Raw genomic sequence first — 22,671 nt, forward strand, 5'->3', positions numbered from 1 at the left:
CAGGTAGGTAAGGAAAAGAAAAGTCAAAGGCTCAAATCAACGGTTTTGAACGAACTGAACAATGCGCTGGGCGGCTTCCACGCACTCGGCGGTTTCGGCCACCAGTGCCATCCGGATGCGTTGGGCACCGGGGTTGTAGCCCTGTGCTTCGCGGGCCAGATAGCTGCCAGGCAGAACGGTCACATTGTATTGAGCGTACAGATCGCGGGCGAAGTCGGTGTCGCTGCCCTCTACTTTGGCCCACAGGTAAAAGCCGGCATCGGGCAGCGCCACGTCGAGCACGCTGCTGAGCATGGGGGTGACTTGGGCAAACTTGGTGCGGTAAAGCGCGCGGTTTTCTTCCACGTGGGCTTCGTCGTCCCACGCGGCAATGCTGGCCGTTTGCACCACCGGGCTCATGGCGCTGCCATGGTAGGTGCGGTAGAGCAGGAATTGCTGGATGAGCTTGGCATCCCCCGCGCAAAAGCCGCTGCGCATGCCCGGCACATTGCTGCGCTTGGACAAGCTGGTGAAGGACACCAAATTGCGAAAATCGTGGCGACCCAGCTTGGTCGCCGCTTCCATGCCGCCCAATGGCGCTTCATCACGGAAGTAAATCTCGCTGTAGCACTCGTCGGATGCGATCACAAAACCATATTGGTCACTCAAGGCAAAGAGTTTTTGCCACTCGCTCAGGGGCATGACCGCACCTGCAGGGTTGCCCGGCGAGCAGACATACAGCAACTGGGTGCGTTGCCAGACATCGGCTGGGACGCTATCCCAGTCGGCCGCAAAATTGCGCGCAGGGTCGCTGGCTACAAAGTAGGGAAGGGCACCGCTTAGCAAGGCTGCGCCTTCGTAAATTTGGTAGAAAGGGTTGGGGCACACCACATAGGGCGTGGCACTGCTGGCCGCATCGCGTTGGCCGTTCACCACAGTTTGCGCAAACGCAAACAAAGCCTCGCGTGAACCGTTGATGGGTAGCACTTGGGTCGCCACATCCACTTGCAAGCCATAGCGGCGTTCTAGCCAGCGGCCAATCGCTTGGCGCAGTGCGGGGTCGCCCGCTGTGGCAGGGTAGCCCGCCAAACCCGTGCCTTGAATGGCTTGGCAATAGGCGTCCTTGATCAGTTGGGGGGTGGCATGGCGGGGTTCGCCGATGCCTAAGCTGATAGGGCGATAAGCGGTGTTGGGGGATATGCCAGCAAATAGTTGGCGCAGGCGCTCAAACGGATAGGCCTGCAGGCGGGAGAGATACGGATTCATGGCCGAAATTATCCTCGACTCCTCGGTACACTCGGGCCATATTGTGATGAGGATGTAACGCCACCATGCCAGACCAATCAGCTACCACTGCCACGGACGCATACCGCTGGCTCGATACGGCGACTGCGCTTGAGCAGTTGGACGATATTTCCATCGTGCGGGATATGCTGGCCATGGTGCTGGGCAGTTTGGAGGGGGATTTGCAAGCGATTGCCGACTACCTCTTAGCTGGCGATGTGACAGGGGCACAAACGCTGCTGCATCCGCTCAAAGGGTTTTTGCCCATTTTTTGTGTCCAAGACTTGGCCGTTCGCCTGAGTGCAGCGGAAAAAGCTTGCAAAACCGGGGATGTGGCAGGGGTCACTATGCTGTTTAACGAAGTGCGACCCCACCTGCAGCAATTGGCCGATGAGATCCGGCACTATTTGCAGACCCCGGTATGATCCGCCCCTTTTTTACTAGCCTGCTTGCTTTGCTGTGCGCCTGAATTCGATCAAGCTCTCGGGCTTTAAGTCCTTTGCCGAACCCACCAACTTCATGCTGCCGGGGCAGCTGGTGGGAGTGGTCGGCCCCAACGGTTGTGGCAAGTCCAACATCATGGACGCCGTGCGCTGGGTGCTGGGTGAGAGCAAGGCCAGCGAATTGCGTGGCGAGTCCATGCAGGACGTTATTTTTAACGGTACCACCACCCGCAAGCAGGCCAGTCGCGCCAGCGTGGAATTGGTGTTCAGCAACGAGCAAGGGCGCGCCGGTGGCCAGTGGAACCAGTTTGCCGAAATCGCCGTCAAGCGCGTGCTCACGCGTGACGGCACCAGCAGCTACTTCATCAATAACCAGCCCGTGCGCCGCCGCGACGTGCAAGACGTGTTTCTGGGCACGGGTTTGGGGCCTCGGGCTTACGCCATCATCGGGCAGGGAACGATCAGCCGCATCATCGAATCCAAGCCTGAAGAGCTGCGCCTCTTCCTCGAAGAAGCCGCGGGCGTCTCCAAATACAAAGAGCGCCGCCGCGAGACCGAAAACCGCCTGCACGACACGCGCGAGAACCTGACCCGCGTGGACGACATCCTGCGTGAACTCAATGCCAACCTCGACAAGCTGGAAAAGCAGGCCGAGGTAGCGCAAAAGTACAACGCGCTGCAGGCCGAGGTGACGCTCAAGCAGCAGCAGCAGTGGTTTCTCAAACGCGCAGAGGCACTGGCCGACCAGTCCAAGGTGCAGTCCGACGGGCTGGCTGCCGTCAACGCGCTGGAGGCCCGCATGGCCGATCTGCGCCACATCGAGGCCGACTTGGAGACCGTGCGCCAAGCGCACTACGCCGCAGGCGACAAGGTCAACCAAGCCCAAGGGCTGTTGTACGAAGCCAGCACCGATGTGGGGCGTTTGGAGGCCGAAATCCGCTTTGTCGTGGAAGGCCGCCAGCGCGTGGAGCAACGCCTACGCACCCTGCAAGAGCAGCTAGACCAGTGGGCCGTGCGCCGTGAGGATGCCTTGGCCGAAACCGAACGCTTGGCCGAGCTGGCCGCGCACGGGCAAGAGCAAGCCGAAATGCTGGCAGCCCAAGTGGAGGAGCAGTCTATGCAACTGCCCGACCAAGAAGATACCGTGGCTCGCGCCCAGGAAGCGGCCAATACGCAGCGCCACAGCGTCACCCAGGTGCAGCAAAGCATCCAAGTGCTGGCCGTGGAGCAGCGCAATATGGACGAGCAACTGCGCCAACTGAACCAACGTTTGGAGCGCCTGAGCGCCGACCGTAACAACCTGCAAATGCCCGACGAAGGCCGCTTGCGCGAATCCCAAGCCGAACTGGATGCTGTGCAAGAAGACGCTGAAGTGGCCAATGCCCGCCTGCAGGACTTGCAAGACAGCGTGCCCCAACTGGACGAAGCACGCCGCATCCAGCAGCAAACCGTGAACGATGAAGCGGCCAAGATGGCCGATTTGTCCGCCCGCTTGGAAGCCCTCAAGACTCTGCAAGAAAAGGTCAAGACCGATGGCAAATTGCAGCCTTGGCTGGCCAAGCACGGGCTGGACCATTTGCAAGGACTGTGGAGCCGTCTGCACATAGAGCCTGGCTGGGAAAACGCCCTCGAATCCGCTCTGCGCGAGCGCCTCTCGGCACTGGAAGTGTCGCGCCTAGAGATGCTGCGCTCTTTTGCCAGCGATGCACCGCCTGCCAAGCTGAGCTTTTACAGCCCACCCAGCGCCAGTGGTGCCTTGCCTGCCAGTACTTTGCCCCGCTTGGTGGACTTGCTGCGCGTGCACGATGCCGCCCAGCGCGCCGTACTGGCCGACTGGTTGGCCGCGTGCTTCACCGCCAACAGTTTGGAGGACGCATTGGCCCAGCGCAGCCAGTTGCAGCCCGGGCAAACCATCTATGTCAAGACTGGCCACTGGGTCAGCGCGCACAGCATGGGCTTTTATGCCCAAGACAGCGAGCAAGCGGGCATGCTGGCGCGTGCGCAAGAGATTGAAAACTTGGAAAAGCAATTGCGTGCCCAGCAGTTGATGGCCGATGAGAGCCGCACGGCGCTGGCCCGCGCCGAAGCCGCTTACGCCGAGGCCGCCCAGCGTTTGGTGGTCGCACGCAAAGACGCCAGTGACAGCCAAGCCCGTGCCCACGGCTTGCAGGTGCAAGTGCTGCAACTGCAACAGCAACTGGAGCAAAGCCGCTCGCGCAGCGCCCAGATCGAGGCCGATATGGCCGAAATCACCGCACAAATGGAAGACCTGCAAGAGCGCAAGGCCGAGGCCGAAGGGCGCTTTGAAACGCTGGATATGCAGCTGGCCGAAAGCCAAGAGCGCCATGCTGAGTTGGAAGAAAAAGTGCTCGATGCCCAGCGCCGCTTGGCACAAGCCCGCGAGCAGCAGCGCACACTGGAGCGCCAAGCCCAAGAGGCCCAGTTTGCCCAGCGCACCTTGGAGGCGCGCCAAGCCGAGTTGGCCCGCTCGGTGGAGACGGCAGATCAGCAAAGCCGCAGCCTGCACGATGAAATGCAGCGCGCCCAAGACGAGTTGGCTCGCCTGAGTGATGCCGCCGCCCAAGGCGGCCTGCAAAGCGCGTTGGAACTCAAAATGCAGCGCGAGCAAGAGCTGGCCGCGCGCCGCAGCGAATACGACGACCTGACCAACAAACTGCGCGCCAGCGATGAGCGCCGCATGCAGTTGGAGCGCGAATTGGAGCCACTGCGCCAGCGCATCACCGAATTCCAGCTCAAAGAGCAAGCCGCGCGTTTGGGCTTTGAACAATTTGACAAGCAATTGGCGCAAGCCAATGCCGATATGGCCCTGCTGGAGCAAAGCATTGCCGATGGCAGCGTGCGTTTGTTCGGTTTGCAATCCGAGATTGAGCGCCTCATGCGCGAGATTGCCGCTTTGGGCGCGGTCAACCTGGCTGCGCTGGACGAACTGGCTGCGGCGCGTGAGCGCAAGCAGTTCCTCGACGCACAAAACGCCGACCTGACCCAAGCCATGAACACGCTGGAAGACGCTATCCGCAAGATCGATGGCGAAACCCGCGAGTTGCTGCAAAGCACCTTCGACCAGGTGAACAGCCACTTTGGCCGTATGTTCCCCGAGCTCTTTGGTGGCGGCAATGCCCGCTTGGTCATGAGCGGAGAAGAAATTTTGGATGCCGGCGTGCAAGTTATTGCCCAGCCGCCGGGTAAGAAAAACCAAACCATTCACCTGCTCTCGGGCGGGGAGAAGGCGCTCACCGCCATCGCGCTGGTGTTTGCCATTTTTCAGCTCAACCCAGCACCGTTTTGCTTGCTGGACGAGGTGGATGCGCCGCTGGACGATGCCAATACCGAGCGTTATGCCAAGTTGGTCGCCAGCATGAGCAAGGGAACCCAGTTTCTCTTCATCAGCCACAACAAGATAGCCATGGAAATGGCCGAGCAGCTCATCGGCGTCACCATGCAGGAGCAAGGCGTCTCCCGCATCGTGGCGGTGGATATGGAGTCCGCCGTTTCCATGGCCCATGCTTGAATCAACCGATAGTCAAACCATGAGTACTCTTCAACTAGGACTGGCAGTGGCAGGCGGCGTGGTGCTCGCTGCCATGGTGGCCCACAGCGCTTGGGCTTCGCGCCGCAACACGCCGCGTCAACCCCAGCACCCCAGTGCTGACCCGCAGCAAGAGCCCAGCCTGCACGGTGACGACATGCCCGACACCGTCCCCATGGAGTCCATGCTGGACGAGTTTGGCAGTGCCAAACCCGCTTCCCTGCAGCCGCGTAAGCCAGCCATGGATGCCCTTATCGACGTTATCGCCACTGTGGCGCTGGATCCCCATACCCCCGCGGTGCTGGGGGAGGTGGCCTTGGCTGCCTTGCCTGCTAGCTTGCGCGCAGGCTCCAAACCCATGCTGGTGGAGGGCTACAACCTGCAGTCGCTGCTGTGGGAATTGCCCGCGGTGGGGCAGCGCTATGGTGGTTTTCAGGTTGGCGTGCAGTTGGCCAACCGCTCGGGGGCGCTCAATGAGATCGAGTTTTCTGAGTTCGTCGCCAAAACCCAAGCCTTTGCCGATGCTTTGTCGGCCTCGCCCGAATTTCCCGACATGCTGCACGAAGTGGCGCGTGCCAAAGAGTTGGATCAGTTTGCCAGCGCCCACGATGCGCAGCTGGCTTTCAGCATCCGTGCCCGCAGCGCTGCTTGGAGCATTCCATTCATCCAGCAATGCGTGGCCCAGCAGGGCTTTGTGGCTGGTGTGATCCCCGGTCGCCTGGTGTTGCCCACGGCGCAAGAAGGTTTGCCCCCCGTGCTGGTGCTGCAATTCGATTCCCAAGTAGCGCTGTCCGATGATCCGCTGCACAGCGCCATTCGTGCGCTGACGCTGCAGCTCGATGTGGCCCATGTGGCACAAGACGAACGCCCCTTTGAACGCATGCGCGCTGTGGCCAATGCCTTGGCTGTGCAGATGGATGGCGTGGTGACTGACGACCAAGGCAATCCCTTGTTGGAGCCCAGCTTGGATGCTATTGCGAACGATCTGCAAGGGCTGTACGCTGCGCTGGAGCAGCACGACCTCAAGGCAGGTTCGCCCCAAGCGCGTCGCTTATTTAGTTAATACGGAGGTGCCATGGGCGACAGTCTGGATTTGTTTGCCGCCTTCACCGAAGAGGCCCCGGAAAACGGTTCCGAGGGCCAACATCCCCAAGCGCCGCGGGTGCAAGAGTTGCACCGCCAACTGCACCACCACGCGCATTGCTATTACGTGCTCGATGCACCGGAAATTCCCGATGCCGAGTACGACCGCCTGTTCCGTGAGCTGCAAGCTTTGGAGGCTGCACACCCCGAGTTGCTAAGCTCCGATTCGCCTACCCAGCGGGTGGGCGGCGCGCCATTGGATGCCTTTGCCAGCGTGCGCCACCGCGTGCCCATGCTCAGTATCCGCACCGAGACTGATACCGAAAGCAGCGGCGCGCAGGCGTTTGATGCCCGCGTGCGTCGCGAGCTGGGCTTGGCTGCAGATGCGCCAGCCGTTGAGTACGTGGCCGAGCTCAAATTCGACGGTTTGGCCATGAGCCTGCGCTACGAGCAGGGTGTCTTGGTGCAAGCTGCCACTCGGGGCGATGGCGAAACCGGTGAAGACGTCACGGCCAATATCCGAACTGTCGGCCAAATACCGTTGCGCTTGCCCGAGGGCGTCCCTCCAGTGCTGGAAGTGCGCGGTGAGGTGTACATGCGCCGCGATGATTTTGAGCGCCTCAACGAGCGCCAGCGCGATCGCATCGCAGCGGGCGAGAAAAACGAGAAAACCTTTGTCAATCCACGCAATGCTGCAGCCGGGGCTGTGCGCCAACTCGATTCGCGCATTGCCGCACAACGCCCCTTGAGCTTTTTTGCCTACGGCGTGGGCGAGGTGCTGTGGGATGGGCAGGCCAGTCAGCCGCCATGGGCCTCCCACATGGAGCTGCTGCAGACTCTGAAAAAATGGTCTTTTCCGGTTGCAGAGCACGCCAGTATTGCTGTAGGTGCTACTGAATTGATAGCATTTCACGAGCGCGTGGCCGTCTTGCGTGACAACTTGCCGTTTGACATCGACGGTGTGGTCTACAAGGTCAACCGCTTGGCCTTGCAGCAGCAACTGGGCTTTGTAACGCGCGAACCGCGCTGGGCCGTGGCGCACAAGTTCCCGGCCCAAGAAATGCTCACCACCGTGCTGGGCATTGATGTCCAAGTCGGGCGCACCGGCAAGCTCACCCCGGTGGCCAAGTTGGCCCCCGTGTTTGTGGGCGGGGTAACGGTGACCAATGCCACGCTGCACAACGAAGACGAAGCCCGCCGCAAAGACGTGCGCGTGGGCGACACCGTCATCGTGCGCCGTGCGGGCGATGTGATCCCCGAGGTGGTGGGCGTGTTGGCCGAGAAGCGGCCCGACGGAGCGCAGCCTTTCACCATGCCGCATGTGTGCCCAGTGTGTGGCTCCGTGGCCCTGCGCGAAGATGGGGAAGCCGACTACCGCTGCACGGGCGGGTTGTTTTGTGCCGCCCAGCGCAAGCAGGCCGTGCTGCATTTTGCCCAGCGCCGTGCTATGGATATTGAGGGCTTGGGTGACAAGCTGGTCGATCAACTTATAGAGTTGTATTTTTGTAAATTTTCTTGTCCATTAGATACTCATCGAAAGTATGGACGTCTCACTGGCTATGGTGGTTTTTTAGCAAGTGTCAGTGATAAAAAAATAATTACTAAGTTACGTTTAAACAAAAACAAAAGGAAAGAGAAGTTCAAGCCGCAGTTGATACCAATGGGGTTAGCTAATTTGTATCAACTTGAGGCAATGCATCTTTTGGAGCTGGATCGCATGGCCGACAAATCGGCGCAAAACCTCCTGGATGCGTTGGAGAAGTCCAAAACCACCACGTTGCCGCGGTTTTTGTTTGGCTTGGGCATTCGCCATGTGGGCGAGGCCACGGCCAAAGACTTGGCGCGCCACTTTGGCAAGCTCGATGCCATCATCCAAGCCAGCGAGGAACAGTTGCTGCAGGTCAATGACGTAGGCCCCGTGGTGGCGCACAGTATTCGCACCTTTTTTGATCAAGCGCACAACGTGGAGGTCGTCGAGCAATTGCGCGCCTGTGGTGTGCACTGGCCCGAAGGCGAACCGGTTCAACCCACCGCCATGCCGCTGGCTGGGCAGACCTTTGTGCTGACGGGTACTTTGCCCACGCTCAGCCGCGAGCAGGCGAAAGCCTTGCTAGAAGCCGCAGGGGCCAAGGTGGCTGGTTCGGTGAGCAAGAAAACCAGTTATGTGGTGGCCGGGGCCGAAGCAGGGAGCAAATTGGACAAAGCGCAGGAGTTGGGGATTCCCATACTGGACGAAACGGGTTTGCAAGCGCTGCTGGCAGCATTGCAAACACCTTGAACACCGCGGAGACGCAGTTGATCAAACGCAGTACGGCCTATTTAGCCTCCAGCTTGGGAGCCCAGTTGGTGTTGGCCTTGTTGGTGGCGTTTGTGGGCATGGGTTTGGCCGGCTTGTGGATTGTGCGAACCAGTGTGGAGCCCGTGTTCAAAGAGTTGGAGCAGCGCAGTGCTTACGAGAGTGTGCACCGCGTCATGTCGGCAGTGCAAACAGAGTTCAACAGTTTGCAATTGCTCACGGTGGATTGGGCCCAATGGGATGATTTGGCCAATTTTGTGGAGTTCGGTGATAGGCGCTTTGCCAAGTCCAACCTCACGCCTGCTGCACTGCGCAAAGTGAATTTGACGGCCATGGTGGCGTGGGATTCACAAGGCCGTTTGGTTGCCCAGCAAAATAACGAAGAACCTGGGCGTGGTCAGGCGGTCATGGATCGGCTAAGTGGCTTGTACCAGTCTATCCGTGCTGTCGGCGAGCGGGGCTGTGGCTTTCTCAAAATGCAAAACAACGTCATTGAGTTGTGTTGGGAGACGATCAGCCCTACCGAGCGCCTTGATCATAAGCCCGGTACGTTGGCATTCGCCCGCTTTGCAGGCAACACCCTGTGGCAGCGCATTGCCAGTGAAACGCAAGAAAGCATTGAGGTCAAACCGGCGGTATTCCGTTTGGCCGATCAGTCCGATAAGCCTCGCTGGTTTGTGTCGGGCTTGCCCCTGTATACCCAACAAGATGTGGCTTACGAATTCAAGCCCGGCGAATTGGAGTTGACCATCACCCTAGTGGATATGCGGCGCATTCCTTTATTGGATGTGCAAATCCACCGCCAACGCGATTTGGCCCAAGAAGCGCTGTACATGATGACGCGGATCTTCTGGCAAATGCTGCTGGGCGCAGTCATGGTGGCTTTGTTTATTTGGCTTTTGGTGCGCTGGCGTTTTGTGGCCCGTATTTCCCGCATGCGAAAGCAGTTGGGTCGCATCCAGTTGGGAAAAGACTGGGGGCGTGGCTTGCAAGTCGATGGTACGGATGAGTTGGGAAGGTTGAGTGACCATATCAACACCTTGCTGGGCATCATCCACTCGCAAGTGCGGGATTTGACGTCGCAGTCGCAAACCGATGCCTTGACCGCTTTACCCAACCGACGTGCTTTGGATGTGTATCTGAAGCAAGAGGTGGAGTTGATGCGCCACGAAGGCAGCTCCATGTCTTTGCTGATGCTGGATGTGGATTTTTTCAAGCAGTACAACGATTTCTACGGTCACCCCAGTGGGGATGAAGTACTGCAACGCATAGGGCGAGTGTTGGCTGAGCAATGCCGCACACGCGATTTGGCCGTACGCATGGGGGGGGAAGAGTTTGCTGTGCTGTTGCCCGATACCGACGCAGTAGGTGCTATGCGGGTAGCACGCAGTTTGTGCCATGCGGTGGAGCACTTGCAGGTGCCGCACCATTTCTCGGCGGTGTCAGACTGGGTTACCTGCAGCGTGGGGGCTACCACCATGCAGGCTTTGTATTGGAACGAAGCGGAATTTTTGCGCGAAGCAGACCAAGCGCTCTATGCTGCCAAAGCCAAGGGGCGCAACCGCTGCGTGCATTTCAAGGATGTGGGATGACAGTACGTGAGATTTTAAAAATGGGTGACCCGCGCTTGCTGCGCCAAGCACAGTTGGTCACCGACTTTGACAGCGATGCTTTGCATCTGCTGGTGCGGGATCTGTGGGACACCATGCATGCGGCCAATGGGGCCGGGCTGGCCGCCCCGCAAATTGGCGTCAACCTGCAGGTGGTCGTCTTTGGCACGGGGCAGGCCAACCCACGTTATCCCGATCGCCCAGCCGTCCCCCCCACCGTGCTGTGCAATCCGGTGATCACCCCACTGGGGGAGGCGGAGCAGTTGGATTGGGAGGGCTGTTTGTCTGTACCTGGTTTGCGCGCCGAAGTGCCACGCTGGCAGCGCATACGCTTTACTGGCATGGATCCGTTTGGTGATCCGATAGACCAAACGGTAGAGGGTTTTCATGCCCGGGTGGTGCAACATGAGTGCGACCACCTCTGGGGCACGCTGTATCCCATGCGGGTGCGCGACTTTGCCTGTTTTGGCTTTGTCGATGCCTTGCCAACACCATGATGCAAACAGCAGAGCCCAGCACCTCGCCCCCTTGTTATAGCTGGCAGCGACTGGACGACTTCACGCCCCGCGCTTTGCATGCCTTGTTGCAAGCACGGGTGGCGGTGTTTGTAGTGGAGCAAAACTGCCCTTACCAAGAGCTGGATGACTACGACTTGGATGCATGGCACCTGCAAGTGCACTGCAATGGGCAGTTGGCCGCCTGTGCCCGTGTCTTGCCACCGGGGAGTAAGTTTGCCCAAGCCTCCATCGGGCGCGTGTTGGTGCTGCCAGCTTTTCGAGCCCAGAAGCTGGGGCATGGGCTCATGGCCGAGGCGCTGCGCTTTAGCCTCAGCCAGCACCCCGGGTCTGGTGTGGCGCTGTCAGCCCAAGCGCATTTGCAGGGCTTTTATGGTGCTTGGGGCTTTGTGGCCAGCAGCGAGGTTTATTGGGAAGACGGCATACCCCATGTGGATATGCTGCGCCCTGCCAAGTCCTGAAGGGCTGGGCTAAGTCCCTGCCACGCAGGCATGGCAGCGGCAATGTGTTCGCTATTACCCTCGGCGTCCTGTGCCAAGCCCAAGGCATAGGCCAGGCCTGCAGAGACGCTGTCAATCAGCGGCACATGCACGCTAGCTTGCATGCGCTGGGCAAAACCAGCCAATCCAGCCCCACCAATGATGATGCTGCGCACGGACGCATCTCTGGCAATGCGCTGGCATACCGTTGTGAGTTGGGTAATGGCTTGGCTGGGGTTTTGCAGCATGTGGGCTCCGGTCATATCGACCGTTTCTATGCTGTGCAGCATGTCTGCCATGCCCAGGCTGTAGGCCAAACGTTCCAGCATGGGTTTCCACGCAGCGCCCCCCGTGACAACGGCAAAGGGCCCCATTTCACAGGCTTGTTCAAAGGCCGCTTCGGCCAGTCCGGTCACGGGTACGGGGCAGAGCTGGCGCAAGGCCAGCAAACCCGGATCGCCAAAGCAGGCGATCAGCACCGCATCAGGGGGCGGGGCTTGCATGGCGTGTGCCCACGCATCCAATACGGCCAAGCCGGCGACAGCGTAGCTGGCTTCGCAGGCTATATAGGGTGCACCCAAGCGGGCGGTATGCACTTGCCAGCTTTGCGAGGCGGCCGGGTACAGCATGCGCGTGTGTTCCCACAGGCGCTCGCTGACCGTGGTACTGGTGTTGGGGTTGATGAGCAACAAGTGCGGCATGCGCTTATTCGGGTTTGAAGAGTTGTTCCAAATCGGGCTCGTTGCTGTTGTCCTGTCCGAACTGGAGTTGGGCTTCTAGCTGGCGCAAATGCTGTTGCATCAGCACATCGGCGGCGTTGGCATCGCGCAGGCGGATGGCGTCCAGCAGGGCACGGTGTTCGGTGCAACCACAGGCTGTGGCTTCGGGGCGACCTTGCATGTGGTTGCTGCTGTAGGTCATGAGAATCAGCGAGGTGCGCGATACCAGCTCGCGCAGAATGCGCCCCAGCGTTTGGTGATCGGCACCGGTGGCAATGTGCAAGTGAAATTCCCCCGAAAGCCGGATGGCGCGGCGCATATCGGCACGCTCGCGGGCTTGTTCCTCGTCGTCGATGCATTGCGTCAGGGTGGCGATGCTGGCATCGGTGGCTTGGCGCACAAAGCGGCGAACCAAGATGGGTTCGATCATGCGCCGCACCTCAAACACCTCGCGTGCTTCTTGCTCGGTGGGTTGGGCTACGGTGGCACCTCGGTTGGGGGTGAGGGTGACGATTTGCTCATTGGCTAGCCGCACCAGCACCGGGCGAATGCGCGTGCGGGACACGCCAAATGCAGTAGCCAGTTTTTCTTCTATCAGCTTGGTACCAGGAGGAAGACGGTGGTCCAGTATGGTGGCCACCATGCGTTCGTAAATATCGTTTTCAGACAGGATGGGGGCTTCAGCCATGGGTTTGCTTGCCTTTGCGCCGTGACAACCAGATGGAAAGCCCCATTGTCGCGCCGATCACCAGCAGCGACACCAGCAAAGTAACCGTGCCCAGTGCGTAAATAGCAGGCGTGGTAACGGTGGTGGTCAGTCCTTGCAACTCTAGCGGTAGCGTATTGACATCGCCAATGGCTTGCGAGGTGCGCGCAATTTCATCCCAGCTCAGCGTAAAGCCCGTCATGCCGATGCCAAAGACTGACGGCAGTATCAGCGGCAGTACCACATGGCGGAAGGTTTGCCAGTGCGTGGCATTGAGGTCGCGGGCCGCTTCTTCGTAAGACGGGTTGAAGCGGTTGAACACCGCGAACATGATGAGCAGGCCAAAGGGCAGCGTCCAGCTCAGCTGCGCACCCAAGGCCGACGTGAGCAGCCCCATAGAGGTGTTGAAGTTCTCCAAGCCGTCCTGCCAGTCCAGCCACTGCAGTACGTGTTTGATTCCACCATCGAGCAGGCGGAACTCCAGCCCAATGCCCAGCGAGACGATGATGGACGGCATGATGAGGCTGGAGACTGCCACCACAAACAGCGCGTTGCTGCCCTTGAACTTCTTGCGAAAGGCCAAGCCTGCTGCTACGGCCATGACCATGGTGAGCGCACTGACGATGCCGCCCAGCAGCAAAGAGCGCTTGAGCGCCGCCCCAATGTCCACCACGCCCAAACCGTTGGCCAGTTCACGAAACCAGTGCAAGGACAGACCACGCAGTGGGAAGGTTAGCCCGCCATCTGGCCCTTGAAAACTCAGCACCACAATGACCAGCGTAGGCCCATATAAAAACACCATGAAAGCGGCAAACAGCATGGCCAAAGGCCAAAAACTGCGAGGACGGCGTGCGCCAGCGTGCATGCTCACAGCTCCTTGCGAATATCGACCAGGCGGGTCAAAGCCCACACGATCATGAGAACACACAGCAGCAGCATGACAGCATTGGCGGCCGCCAGTGGAAACTGCAAATACGAGGTCTGCACCTGAATCATCTTGCCCACCGAGGCGATTTGCTGCCCGCCCATCACGCCTATGGTCACAAAGTCACCCATGACGATGGTGATGATGAAGATCGATCCGATGGTGATGCCGCTTTTGCTCAGCGGAATGATGATGTTCCACAGCGTTTGCCAGCCGCTGGCACCGTTGTCGCTGGCTGCTTCCAAGAGGCGGCGGTCTATGCGCATCATGCTGTTGAAGATGGGCACGATCATGAACATGGTGTTCAGGTGCACAAAAGCCAGCACTACCGAAAAGTCGGAAAACAGCAGCCAGTCAATGGGTTGTTCGGTCAGGCCTATGCCTTGCAGCGTCTGGTTGATAAGACCATTACGCCCCAAAAGCGGCACCCACGAGATCATGCGGATCACGTTGCTGGTCCAAAACGGAATGGTGCACAGCGCAAACAGCACCGTTTGCATGCGACTGGTCTGTACGCAAAAGGCCAGAAAGTAGGAAATGGCAAAACCCAATACCAAGGTAATGAGCCAGACCAAGAGGCCGAACTTGAGTGTCGAGCCATAGGTTTTGAGCGTGACGCAAAGGTCTCCCACATTGCTGCAGCCATCAAAAATCTGCACGTAGTTTTTCAACGTGAAGCCCGGCAGCATCTCGTACTCGGAATAGTCCCAGAAGCTGACCATGGCGATCAGCCCCAGTGGGAGCAGGAAAAAAAGCGCGAACACCGCGCTCAGTGGCAGAGCCTGCCACCATGCAGCGATGCCGCGCCCAGACGCGCTTAAGCGGCTACGAACTCGTTCCATTTCTGGACCATGTAGTTGTTTTCATCCATCACAGCGTTCCAGCAGGCAATGCCGCCCATGCGCTGCTCGTAGCTACCACCGTCGCGCACTTCGCCCTTCTTGGCCAATACGTCGCCATGCGGGCTCTTGATGTCTTGGCTGGCTGGTTTGCCTTCCATCCAGTAAGCCCATTCGTAGGCTTCCATCTTGGCTTTGGCCGTGTCCAGCACGGCGCTGTAGTAGCCTTGGCGGTTCAGGTAAGCACCGGCCCAGCCGTCCAAGAACCAGTTGATGAACTCGTACGCGGCATCGAGCTTTTTGCCCGACAGGGTGGCAGGAATGCCAAAGCCCGAAGCCCAGGCGCGATAACCTTCTTTGAGTGGCTGGAAGGTGCAGGCAATGCCCTTGGTGCGCACCGCCGTGACAGCAGGGCTCCACATGGACTGGATCACCACTTCGCCCGATGCCATCAGGTTGACCGACTCGTTGAAGTCTTTCCACAGGCTGCGGAACTGGCCAGCCTTTTTGGCGTCGATCAGGGTTTTGATCGTCAGGTCGATTTCCTTCTTGGTCATGTTGCCCTTGTCAGGGTATTTGTAGATCCCCATGGCTTCGACCACCATGGCGGCATCCATGATGCCGATGGACGGGATGTTCAAGATAGCGGCCTTGCCCTTGAATTCGGGGTTCAGCAGCTCGGCCCACGATGAAATGGGGCGTTTGATCAGGTCGGGGCGGATGCCCAGCGTGTCGGCGTTGTACACGGTGGGAATCAAACTCATGAACTGGGTCGGGCTCTTGGCGAAAGTTTTGCTCTTTTCGCCTTCCAAGAAAATGACTTTCTTGGGTGCAGTGCCTTGGTCGCCTACCGCCTTGCCCGCTACGGTGCCGGTGGTAAAGAGGCTGGTGATCTTGTCGGCGTTCTTGACGCGTTTGACGTCAATGCCCTTCAAGTTGCCGGTGGGCACAATCTTTTTGAGCGAGAAGTACTCGGTGTCCAGCAGGTCAAAGCTGTTGGGTGCGGTCACGGCGCGCTTGGTCACATCGTCGGTGGTAACAGCCACGTACTGGATTTCAATGCCCGTGTCGGCCTTGAACTTCTCAGCGATCAGCTTGTCTTGGTTCACTGCCGTCCCCAGGTAGCGCAGCACAATCTTTTCTTGCGCATGCACGGCGGGAAACAGGCCGGTGGCCAAAATACCGGCGGTGCCTTTGAGCAGGCTGCGACGCTGCAAACCGTTGTCTGCAGAGCTGGGGTCTTTCACATCACTGGACATACACACTCCTACTGGGGTTGGACTACAAAAAGAATGCACCTGCTCAGGACAGGGGCGGGGGCGACAAAGGGTGAACGTCTTGCGGCATCCACCACAAAAAGGCGTTTTGGCCGGTTTGCCAAATGCCTTGTTGGAAATCGTGTTCGGCTGTCATGGCGTAGTAGTCCATGGCGCGCACCACGTGGGTGGCGTTATCGCCACTGAGCTGGGGTTCTGGCGGGGTTTGCAAGCCCACCAAGGTATGGGTGCCTTGGTATTCGATACCGCGTATCACCACAGCAACGGATTGAGCACCAGCAGGGATTTGGTTCGCATGGGCGGCCAACTTGCAGCGGTCGGTGCGCACACTCACCAGCTTGTCTTGCTGGCGCAAGATGTTGTGTCCCCCCATGAAGCGGGCCACAAATTCGGTAGCAGGTTGGTTGTAGATAGTCCAAGGGTTGGCCACTTGCTCTATGAGCCCGTGGTTCATCACCACAATCGTGTCGGCCAGCGCCATGGCTTCTTCTTGCGAGTGGGTAACGTGGATGAAGGTCAGCCCCAACTCTTGCTGCCAGCTCTTGAGTTCTGAGCGCATTTGCGTGCGCAAAAACGGGTCCAGTGCCGATAGTGGCTCATCGAGCAGCAACACCTTGGGCTGTGTCATCAGGGCGCGTGCCAGTGCGACCCGCTGCTGCTGGCCGCCAGAGAGTTGGGCTGGTGTACGGTCGGCCAGATGGGCTAGCTCGACACGTTGCAGCAGGGCCATGGCTTTGGCATGGCGCTCAGTTTTGCCAACGCCTTGCATCTTGAGACTAAAAGCCACGTTGTCCAAAGCGCTCAAGTGGGGAAAGAGGGCAAAGCTTTGGAACATCATGGCTGTGCCGCGCTGCACAGCAGGCAGGTCGGTGATGTTGCGGTTGTCCAGCAAGATGTCGCCGCTGGTGGCCAACTCGTGCCCCGCAATCATGCGCAAGGTGGTGCTCTTGCCGCAGCCCGATGGGCCCAGCAGGCAGCAATAGCTGCCTTGGGCAATGCGCAAATTGATAGCGTCCACGGCCGCTTTGGCGGTGCCGTAGCTTTTGGTCAGCGCGACCAATTCGATCGCGTGGCTGGCGGTCTCGGTATTCATGGCACCCTGTTATGCAACAGCTATGCCAGCTTTGTATGCAAAGAAAAAAGTCTTTGTATACAAAATATTTGGCGCTTTGCGTGCATTTTGGTGCGTGCACAGCGGTGACCGTCCCAAGCTGGTGCCTGCACAATGGGGTTTTTGCACCACAGATACCCCTATGAGCTTCGAACACCCCCTGCGTATTGATGCCCGCATGACCGACTTAGGAGACGGTATGCAGGTGCACCGTACTTTGCCCAGTCGCTTACAGCGCACAGTAGGAGCTTGGTGTTTTTTGGACCATGTGGGCCCAGTAGACATGGCCCACCACACAGGCATGCACGTGGGACAGCACCCGCACATAGGACTGCAAACCTTTACTTGGATGCTGTCAGGTGAAATATGGCACCGCGACAGCTTGGGCACAGAGCAGCTTATTCGTCCGGGGCAAATAAATCTGATGACAGCAGGGCGTGGCATTGTGCACACCGAAGACTCACAGGCCACTGCCGATTCTTTGCATTTGGCTCAGTTGTGGATTGCGCTGCCAGCCCATTTGCAAGACATGGAGCCGCATTTCGCCCATTACCCGCACTTGCCCCAGTGGGAAGAGCAAGGCGCTCAGTACACTTTGCTGGTGGGACAGTACGCCAGCTACCAAGCTCCTACACAGGTGTATTCGCCTTTACTTGGCTTGGACATCGCCGTAGAGCATGCGCAAACATTGCATTTGGTTGTGCAACCCGGTTTTGAGTATGCGCTACAGACCTTGGTAGGCGGTTTTGTGCTGACCAGCGCGCAAGATGCCCAGCGCTATGACACGAGCGCTTTGGCCTATTGGCCTGCCGATGCTGCATCCAGTTTGGTGCTGGATGTAGAGGCCGGCAGCCGTTTGTTGCTGTTGGGCGGTGAACCTTTGTCCCAAAAGCCCACCATGTGGTGGAACTTTGTGGCCTACGAGAAAGAACGCATTGCCCAAGCTCAGCAAGACTGGCAAGCCGCGTCCCCGCGCTTTGGGGTGGTGGGCGATGGCAAGGCCACGCGCATCGCTGCGCCTGCCATACCTTGGCGCTGACAGCTCTCAGCGACACACAGTCACGCAGGCGTTGTTTATTTGGCGCTCAGGGCGTCTAGCAACTCGGTCTCGATGGCGATTTGCGTTTTGTTGTGCTGCAACGATGCACCATGGATCAAGAAGGTATCTTCCACCAACTCACCCAGCGTGGACACTTTGGCCATTTGCACTGCAATGCTGTGCCGCGCCAGCACCTGCGCCACGCTGTAGAGCAAGCCCATGCGGTCGCTGGCGGTGAGGTTGAGCACCCAGCGCTGGCCTTTGTCGTCAGGTTTGAGCCAAATGCGTGGCGCAATAGGGAAACTTTTAACCCGGCGTGATACCCGACCACGTGCAGGGGCGGGCAGTGCCTCGGCTTGGGCGATGACATGAGCCAACCCATTTTCCAGCATGGAAATGGCTTCGCGGAAATGTTCGCTCAGGTCTTCGCTGCTGGTGAGTTCAAACGTGTCGAGAGCGTAGCCTTTGTGCGTGGTGTGGATTTGCGCATCCAAAATGCTGTAGCCGTTTTGCTCGAAATAGCCGCAAATGCGGGCAAACAAATCCGCTTGGTCTGGCGTGTAGACCAATACTTGCAGCCCTTGGCTAAAGCTGGAGCGGCGCGCCCGCACGATGGGTTGCTCGGTCTGTACATAGCGCGAGACGTGCTTGGTGTGCCAAGCAATGTCACTGGCTTCATGGCGCATGAAATAGCCCACATCCAGCGTGTCCCACAAAGGTTTGTGGGCTTCAAAGGGCAGTGCGTACAGGGCGATTTGTGCCAAGGCTTCGCGTTTGCGTTGTTCCACTTCGGCATCGGGGTCGGGGGCGTAGCCACCCAAAGCACGGGTAGTCAGGCGGTATAGGTCTTCCAGCAGCTTGCCTTTCCAGGCGTTCCATACCTTGGGGCTGGTGCCACGAATATCGGCCACGGTCAGCAGGTACAGCGCTGTGAGGTAGCGCTCTGAGCCCACGCGTTTTGCAAAAGCAGCAATCACGGCGGGGTCGGACAAATCGGATTTTTGCGCTACTTGGCTCATGCTCAGGTGCTCACGCACCAAAAACTCGATCAAGTCCGCGTCTTCTTTGGCAATGTGGTGCTGCTTACAAAAGCGCCGCACTTCGCTGCCGCCCAACTCAGAGTGGTCTCCACCGCGGCCTTTGGCGATGTCATGAAACAGGGCTGCCACATACAAAATCCACGGTTGTTCCCAGCCTGCCGCCAGTTGCGAGCAAAACGGGTATTCGTGCGCGTGCTCATCCATGAAGAAGCGGCGCACATTGCGCAGCACCATCAGGATGTGCTGATCCACCGTGTAGACATGGAACAGGTCGTGCTGCATTTGCCCCACTATCTTGCGGAACACCCACAAATAACGCCCCAGCACCGAGGTCTGGTTCATCAAGCGCATGGCGTGGGTAATGCCACGCGGTTCACGCAAGATGCGCATAAAGGTATCGCGGTTGACTGGGTCGTTGCGGTAGGCCGCATCCATCACGTGGCGGGCGTTGTAGAGCGCACGCAGCGTGCGGGCCGACAAGCCCTTGATGCCCACTACCTGCTGGTACACCAAGAAGGTTTCCAAAATGGCGTGCGGCTGGCGCACATACAGGTCGTCGCTGACCACATCGATCATGCCGGCCTTGACGTTGAAGTGCGCGTTGATGGGCGACACTTGGTGCGTGGCCGGGTGCAAGCGTTCTTCAATATTGAGCAGCAAGATTTGGTTGAGTTGCGTCACCGCTTTGGCCGCCCAGTAGTAGCGGCGCATCAACTGTTCGCTGGCTCGGGCATGGGCGCGCCGTGCTTTGCCAGGTACCGGGGCTTCGGTTTGGTAGCCAAAAGACTCGGCCACGGCGGTTTGCAGGTCAAACACCAGTCGGTCTTCACGCCGTTGCGCCACCCAGTGCAGTTTGGCGCGAATCAGCCCCAGCGTTTGCTCATTGCGTTCGAGCATGCGCGCTTCATAGGGCGTAGCCAAACCATTGGCAGCCAATTCGCGCCAGCTATTCCCATAGCCTGCCGCCTTGGCCACCCACAGCAGCACTTGCAAATCGCGCTGGCCGCCGGGCGACTCTTTGCAATTGGGTTCCAGCGAGTAGGGCGTGTCTTCAAACTTGGTGTGGCGCTGGCGCATTTCCAGCGTTTTGGCGGTGAAAAAGGCCTTGGCATCCATGGCCGCCATAAACGATTGCTGAAACTGCTGGGCCAAACTGGCATTGCCCGTGATGAGACGGCTTTCCAGCAGGGCCGTCTGCACGGTCACGTCTTTGGCCGCCTCGTCCAAACACTCTTGCATGGTGCGCACCGACGAGCCGATTTCCAAACCCGCATCCCAGCAGTAGCTGATGAAGGTTTCCACCTGCTTTTGACAGGCTTCATTGGCCGCCATGCCATCGGGCAGCAAGATGAGCACGTCCACATCGGAGTAGGGCTGCAACTCCCCACGGCCAAAGCCGCCTACGGCCAGCAAGGAGGCGCTTTGGCTGCAAGGTTGCTGCGCCGCTTGCGCCATGCCCACTTTGTGCCAAAGCTGGGTTAGTACGCCATCGGCCAAAGCGGCCAACTGGCGCAACAGTTTGGGCACCGAACGGGCTTGGAATCCCGGTTCGGCCAAGGTCTGGAGCAGGGCTTTCTTATCAGCGCGATATTGCTGGCGCAGGCTTTGCAGCTCGTTCATGGCGGGCAGGTAAAGGGCTAGGCTGCGGTCACAAAGGCCGGAATGGCGGGGCTGCCCGCTGACACGGTCATCACCTCATAGCCAGTGGGTGTGACCAGCACGGTGTGTTCCCACTGGGCCGACAAAGAGCGATCTTTGGTCACGATAGACCAGCCGTCTTTCTCGGGGCCTTCTTTGATTTCTTTGCGGCCCGCGTTGATCATGGGCTCGATGGTGAAGGTCATGCCTTCTTTGAGCTCCACCCCGGTGCCGGGGCGGCCGTAGTGCAGCACTTGCGGCTCTTCGTGGAAGATTTCACCAATGCCATGGCCGCAAAACTCGCGCACCACGCTGTAGCCAGCCCCTTCGGCAAATTTTTGAATGGCATAGCCAATGTCGCCCAAGCGTGCGCCCGGCTTGACCAAGCGGATGCCATGCCACATGGCTTCATAGGTGATTTGGCACAAACGCTTGGCCTGGATGGTGCAGTCACCGACCAAAAACATGCGGCTGGTATCACCGTGCCAGCCGTCTTTGATGACGGTGATGTCCACGTTCACGATGTCGCCACTTTTCAGTGCCTTGTCGCTGGGAATGCCGTGGCACACCTGCTGGTTGACCGAGGTGCAAATCGACTTGGGGTAGGGAATAGGGCCGCCGCCGGTGTAATTGAGTGGCGCTGGAATCGTGCCCTGCACATTGACCATGTAGTCGTGCGCCAGCTTGTCCAGCTCATTGGTGGTCACGCCGGGTTTCACAAACGGCGTCAGGTAGTCCAACACTTCAGCGGCCAAACGGCCTGCCACGCGCATGCCCGCAATGCCTTGGGCGTCTTTGTAGGTGATCGTCATGGGGGCGGATTATCCGACAGAGTGCTAACAGCCTCTTCAAAAGAGGCGGAAAGTAACATACTTCACTAAGAGCGCCGAGAAAGCAAACGCCAGCGCAGATGCTGACGTCACTGCAATCAAGGAAAAGTCTAGGCAGTGAGCTTAAGGTGGTCGCACTCAATATCATTCGCGCCGCCAGTCAAGGCAAAGAGGCAAGACGCAACTTCGCCCACTACTCTGACATTTACGGCATTGCCCAGCGCCTGAAATGCCGCACCCTCAGTCTTTGGAAGGTATTGCAAATCATCCATCGACTGCAGCCTCTTGCACTCTTGCAGAGTCATGTATCGCGATTCCCAGCCGATGATGGGCGTCTGCGTTGTCGTCATCGCCACCAGAGCAGGAGTTGTTAATCTGCGTTTCACCCGCAATCCTGATGCGCGAACTTGAAGCACATGTTTCGTTAAATCCCGAACCTCACCCTGGCAGTTCCATTCCAGTTTCTGCAAAGATGAGGGGAACTGCTTGAGCTTCTCCATCCATGGCTCGATCCACTGACGGTTCTGTTGAAACAGTTCTCTGTTTTGGCGGATAAATAACTGCTTCCATGTAGGAAAACAACCCTTCTTGGCCCGTGCATAGCTTGGTACACCGTCGAGAATTTCGGCCTTGTTCTGCCCAGAAAGTTGACTTCCGAAAGAACCCTTAAAACTACATAGCTCGTTGATCGTGTATGAGTGCAAGGAGTCCCGCGACGTTGGGTAATCAGCTCCAAATTCGTGCCCCCATATTGGAAAAGAAGGTAGCTTCTTTTCCGCTGGATACTGGTCGAGGAACTCTTGCCAGACCTCTATGCAGTTTACCAATTGTTTCGTAATGGGCTTCGCATTTGCCGGTGCGACATCTAGAACTGTACCAATGTCTAGAACTCCGTGAGACTCTTGCGGCCAAGAGAATGAGGCAAGGCCTCCATGTGATCGTAGATGTGCAACTATGTACAAACGCTCTCGAATCTGCGGCACGCCGAATTCGTGTGGCGACAGTTTTTTGCTAAGTACATCGTATCCAAACGAACTTAGAGTCTTAACAACTTTCTCATATGTATTGCCTCCGACGTCCCCCCGGATTTGAGTAGCAGTTGAGCTTGGAGTCCAATCCCATGAAACAGGAGATTGGACGTGAAGAAGCGATTTACCGAAGAACAAATCATTGGCTTCCTGCGCGAAGCGGAGACGGGCCTGCCAGTGGCCGAGCTGTGCCGTAGGCACGGCTTCTCAGAGGCCAGTTATTACCTCTGGCGCAGCAAGTTTGGCGGTATGAGCGTGTCGGACGCCAAGCGCCTGAAGGAGC

Annotated in this window: 19 protein-coding genes; 9 read left to right on the plus strand and 10 right to left on the minus strand. The window is 58.4% G+C overall.

Annotated features, from left to right (window positions below):
- Window positions 1-36 precede the first annotated feature (36 nt).
- On the minus strand, window positions 37-1,245 hold the full coding sequence (gene dapC / locus KIK84_RS15880; RefSeq protein WP_214124100.1) for a succinyldiaminopimelate transaminase: 1,209 nt from the start codon (window positions 1,243-1,245) through the stop codon (window positions 37-39).
- 65 nt (window positions 1,246-1,310) lie between these two features.
- On the opposite strand from dapC, the gene KIK84_RS15885 reads away from it, so the two are divergent.
- Genes KIK84_RS15885 through KIK84_RS15915 form a run of 7 tightly spaced genes read left to right on the plus strand, consistent with a single transcriptional unit; the run spans window position 1,311 to window position 11,218 of the window.
- Entirely contained in the window at window positions 1,311-1,688 is a 378-nt protein-coding gene (locus KIK84_RS15885) for a hypothetical protein (RefSeq protein WP_214124101.1), read from the plus strand.
- A 34-nt stretch (window positions 1,689-1,722) separates the two neighbouring features.
- The gene (gene smc / locus KIK84_RS15890) at window positions 1,723-5,235 is read left to right on the plus strand and encodes a chromosome segregation protein SMC (protein ID WP_214124102.1); all 3,513 of its coding nucleotides are present in this window, start codon (window positions 1,723-1,725) and stop codon (window positions 5,233-5,235) included.
- 19 nt (window positions 5,236-5,254) lie between these two features.
- On the plus strand, window positions 5,255-6,316 hold the full coding sequence (locus KIK84_RS15895) for a cell division protein ZipA C-terminal FtsZ-binding domain-containing protein (protein ID WP_214124103.1): 1,062 nt from the start codon (window positions 5,255-5,257) through the stop codon (window positions 6,314-6,316).
- A gap of 12 nt (window positions 6,317-6,328) precedes the next feature.
- Window positions 6,329-8,614, plus strand: a complete 2,286-nt coding sequence (gene ligA, locus KIK84_RS15900) for an NAD-dependent DNA ligase LigA (protein ID WP_214124104.1) — start codon at window positions 6,329-6,331, stop codon at window positions 8,612-8,614.
- Complete coding sequence (locus KIK84_RS15905) at window positions 8,611-10,224, plus strand: sensor domain-containing diguanylate cyclase (RefSeq protein WP_214124105.1); 1,614 nt, start codon at window positions 8,611-8,613, stop codon at window positions 10,222-10,224. The genes ligA and KIK84_RS15905 overlap by 4 nt, the downstream gene beginning before the upstream one ends.
- Window positions 10,221-10,739, plus strand: a complete 519-nt coding sequence (gene def / locus KIK84_RS15910) for a peptide deformylase (RefSeq protein WP_214124106.1) — start codon at window positions 10,221-10,223, stop codon at window positions 10,737-10,739. The genes KIK84_RS15905 and def overlap by 4 nt, the downstream gene beginning before the upstream one ends.
- Entirely contained in the window at window positions 10,736-11,218 is a 483-nt protein-coding gene (locus KIK84_RS15915) for a GNAT family N-acetyltransferase (RefSeq protein ID WP_214124107.1), read from the plus strand. Before def ends, KIK84_RS15915 begins: the two co-directional genes overlap by 4 nt.
- Here KIK84_RS15915 and KIK84_RS15920 read toward each other — a convergent pair.
- The 6 genes from KIK84_RS15920 to KIK84_RS15945 are packed head-to-tail and all read right to left on the minus strand — an operon-like array spanning window position 11,164 to window position 16,795.
- Window positions 11,164-11,937 (minus strand): aspartate/glutamate racemase family protein, encoded by a 774-nt coding sequence (locus KIK84_RS15920; protein ID WP_214124108.1) that lies wholly within the window; start codon window positions 11,935-11,937, stop codon window positions 11,164-11,166. The two genes, KIK84_RS15915 and KIK84_RS15920, sit on opposite strands and share 55 nt — an antisense overlap.
- A 4-nt stretch (window positions 11,938-11,941) precedes the next feature.
- Window positions 11,942-12,643, minus strand: a complete 702-nt coding sequence (locus tag KIK84_RS15925; protein WP_214124109.1) for a GntR family transcriptional regulator — start codon at window positions 12,641-12,643, stop codon at window positions 11,942-11,944.
- On the minus strand, window positions 12,636-13,526 hold the full coding sequence (locus KIK84_RS15930) for an ABC transporter permease (RefSeq protein WP_214124110.1): 891 nt from the start codon (window positions 13,524-13,526) through the stop codon (window positions 12,636-12,638). Before KIK84_RS15930 ends, KIK84_RS15925 begins: the two co-directional genes overlap by 8 nt.
- 2 nt (window positions 13,527-13,528) lie before the next feature.
- Window positions 13,529-14,428 carry an ABC transporter permease gene (locus tag KIK84_RS15935; RefSeq protein ID WP_214124111.1) on the minus strand — a complete coding sequence of 300 codons (900 nt, stop codon included), beginning with the start codon at window positions 14,426-14,428 and terminating at the stop codon, window positions 13,529-13,531.
- Complete coding sequence (locus tag KIK84_RS15940) at window positions 14,404-15,684, minus strand: ABC transporter substrate-binding protein (RefSeq protein ID WP_214124112.1); 1,281 nt, start codon at window positions 15,682-15,684, stop codon at window positions 14,404-14,406. Before KIK84_RS15940 ends, KIK84_RS15935 begins: the two co-directional genes overlap by 25 nt.
- Before the next feature lie 43 nt (window positions 15,685-15,727).
- Window positions 15,728-16,795 (minus strand): ABC transporter ATP-binding protein, encoded by a 1,068-nt coding sequence (locus tag KIK84_RS15945; RefSeq protein WP_214124113.1) that lies wholly within the window; start codon window positions 16,793-16,795, stop codon window positions 15,728-15,730.
- Between the two features lie 160 nt (window positions 16,796-16,955).
- Here KIK84_RS15945 and KIK84_RS15950 point away from each other — a divergent pair, with 160 nt between their 5' ends.
- The gene (locus KIK84_RS15950; protein ID WP_214124114.1) at window positions 16,956-17,852 is read left to right on the plus strand and encodes a pirin family protein; all 897 of its coding nucleotides are present in this window, start codon (window positions 16,956-16,958) and stop codon (window positions 17,850-17,852) included.
- 35 nt (window positions 17,853-17,887) lie between these two features.
- Here the strand turns inward: KIK84_RS15950 and KIK84_RS15955 are convergent, their stop codons facing one another.
- The 3 genes from KIK84_RS15955 to KIK84_RS15965 all read right to left on the minus strand — a co-directional run bounded on the left by KIK84_RS15955 (window position 17,888) and on the right by KIK84_RS15965 (window position 22,526).
- The gene (locus tag KIK84_RS15955) at window positions 17,888-20,512 is read right to left on the minus strand and encodes a [protein-PII] uridylyltransferase (protein ID WP_214124115.1); all 2,625 of its coding nucleotides are present in this window, start codon (window positions 20,510-20,512) and stop codon (window positions 17,888-17,890) included.
- Window positions 20,513-20,529: 17 nt separating this feature from the next.
- Window positions 20,530-21,342: a type I methionyl aminopeptidase gene (gene map / locus KIK84_RS15960; protein WP_214124116.1), complete on the minus strand. Its 813-nt coding sequence runs from the start codon at window positions 21,340-21,342 to the stop codon at window positions 20,530-20,532.
- 128 nt (window positions 21,343-21,470) lie between these two features.
- Window positions 21,471-22,526, minus strand: a complete 1,056-nt coding sequence (locus tag KIK84_RS15965) for a DNA cytosine methyltransferase (RefSeq protein WP_214124117.1) — start codon at window positions 22,524-22,526, stop codon at window positions 21,471-21,473.
- On the opposite strand from KIK84_RS15965, the gene KIK84_RS15970 reads away from it, so the two are divergent.
- The coding region (locus KIK84_RS15970; RefSeq protein WP_214121548.1) for a transposase at window positions 22,500-22,671 on the plus strand (172 nt) is incomplete at its 3' end. The two genes, KIK84_RS15965 and KIK84_RS15970, sit on opposite strands and share 27 nt — an antisense overlap.

It is taken from the genome of Curvibacter sp. CHRR-16, from assembly GCF_018474005.1.
Lineage (GTDB): Bacteria > Pseudomonadota > Gammaproteobacteria > Burkholderiales > Burkholderiaceae_C > Allorhodoferax.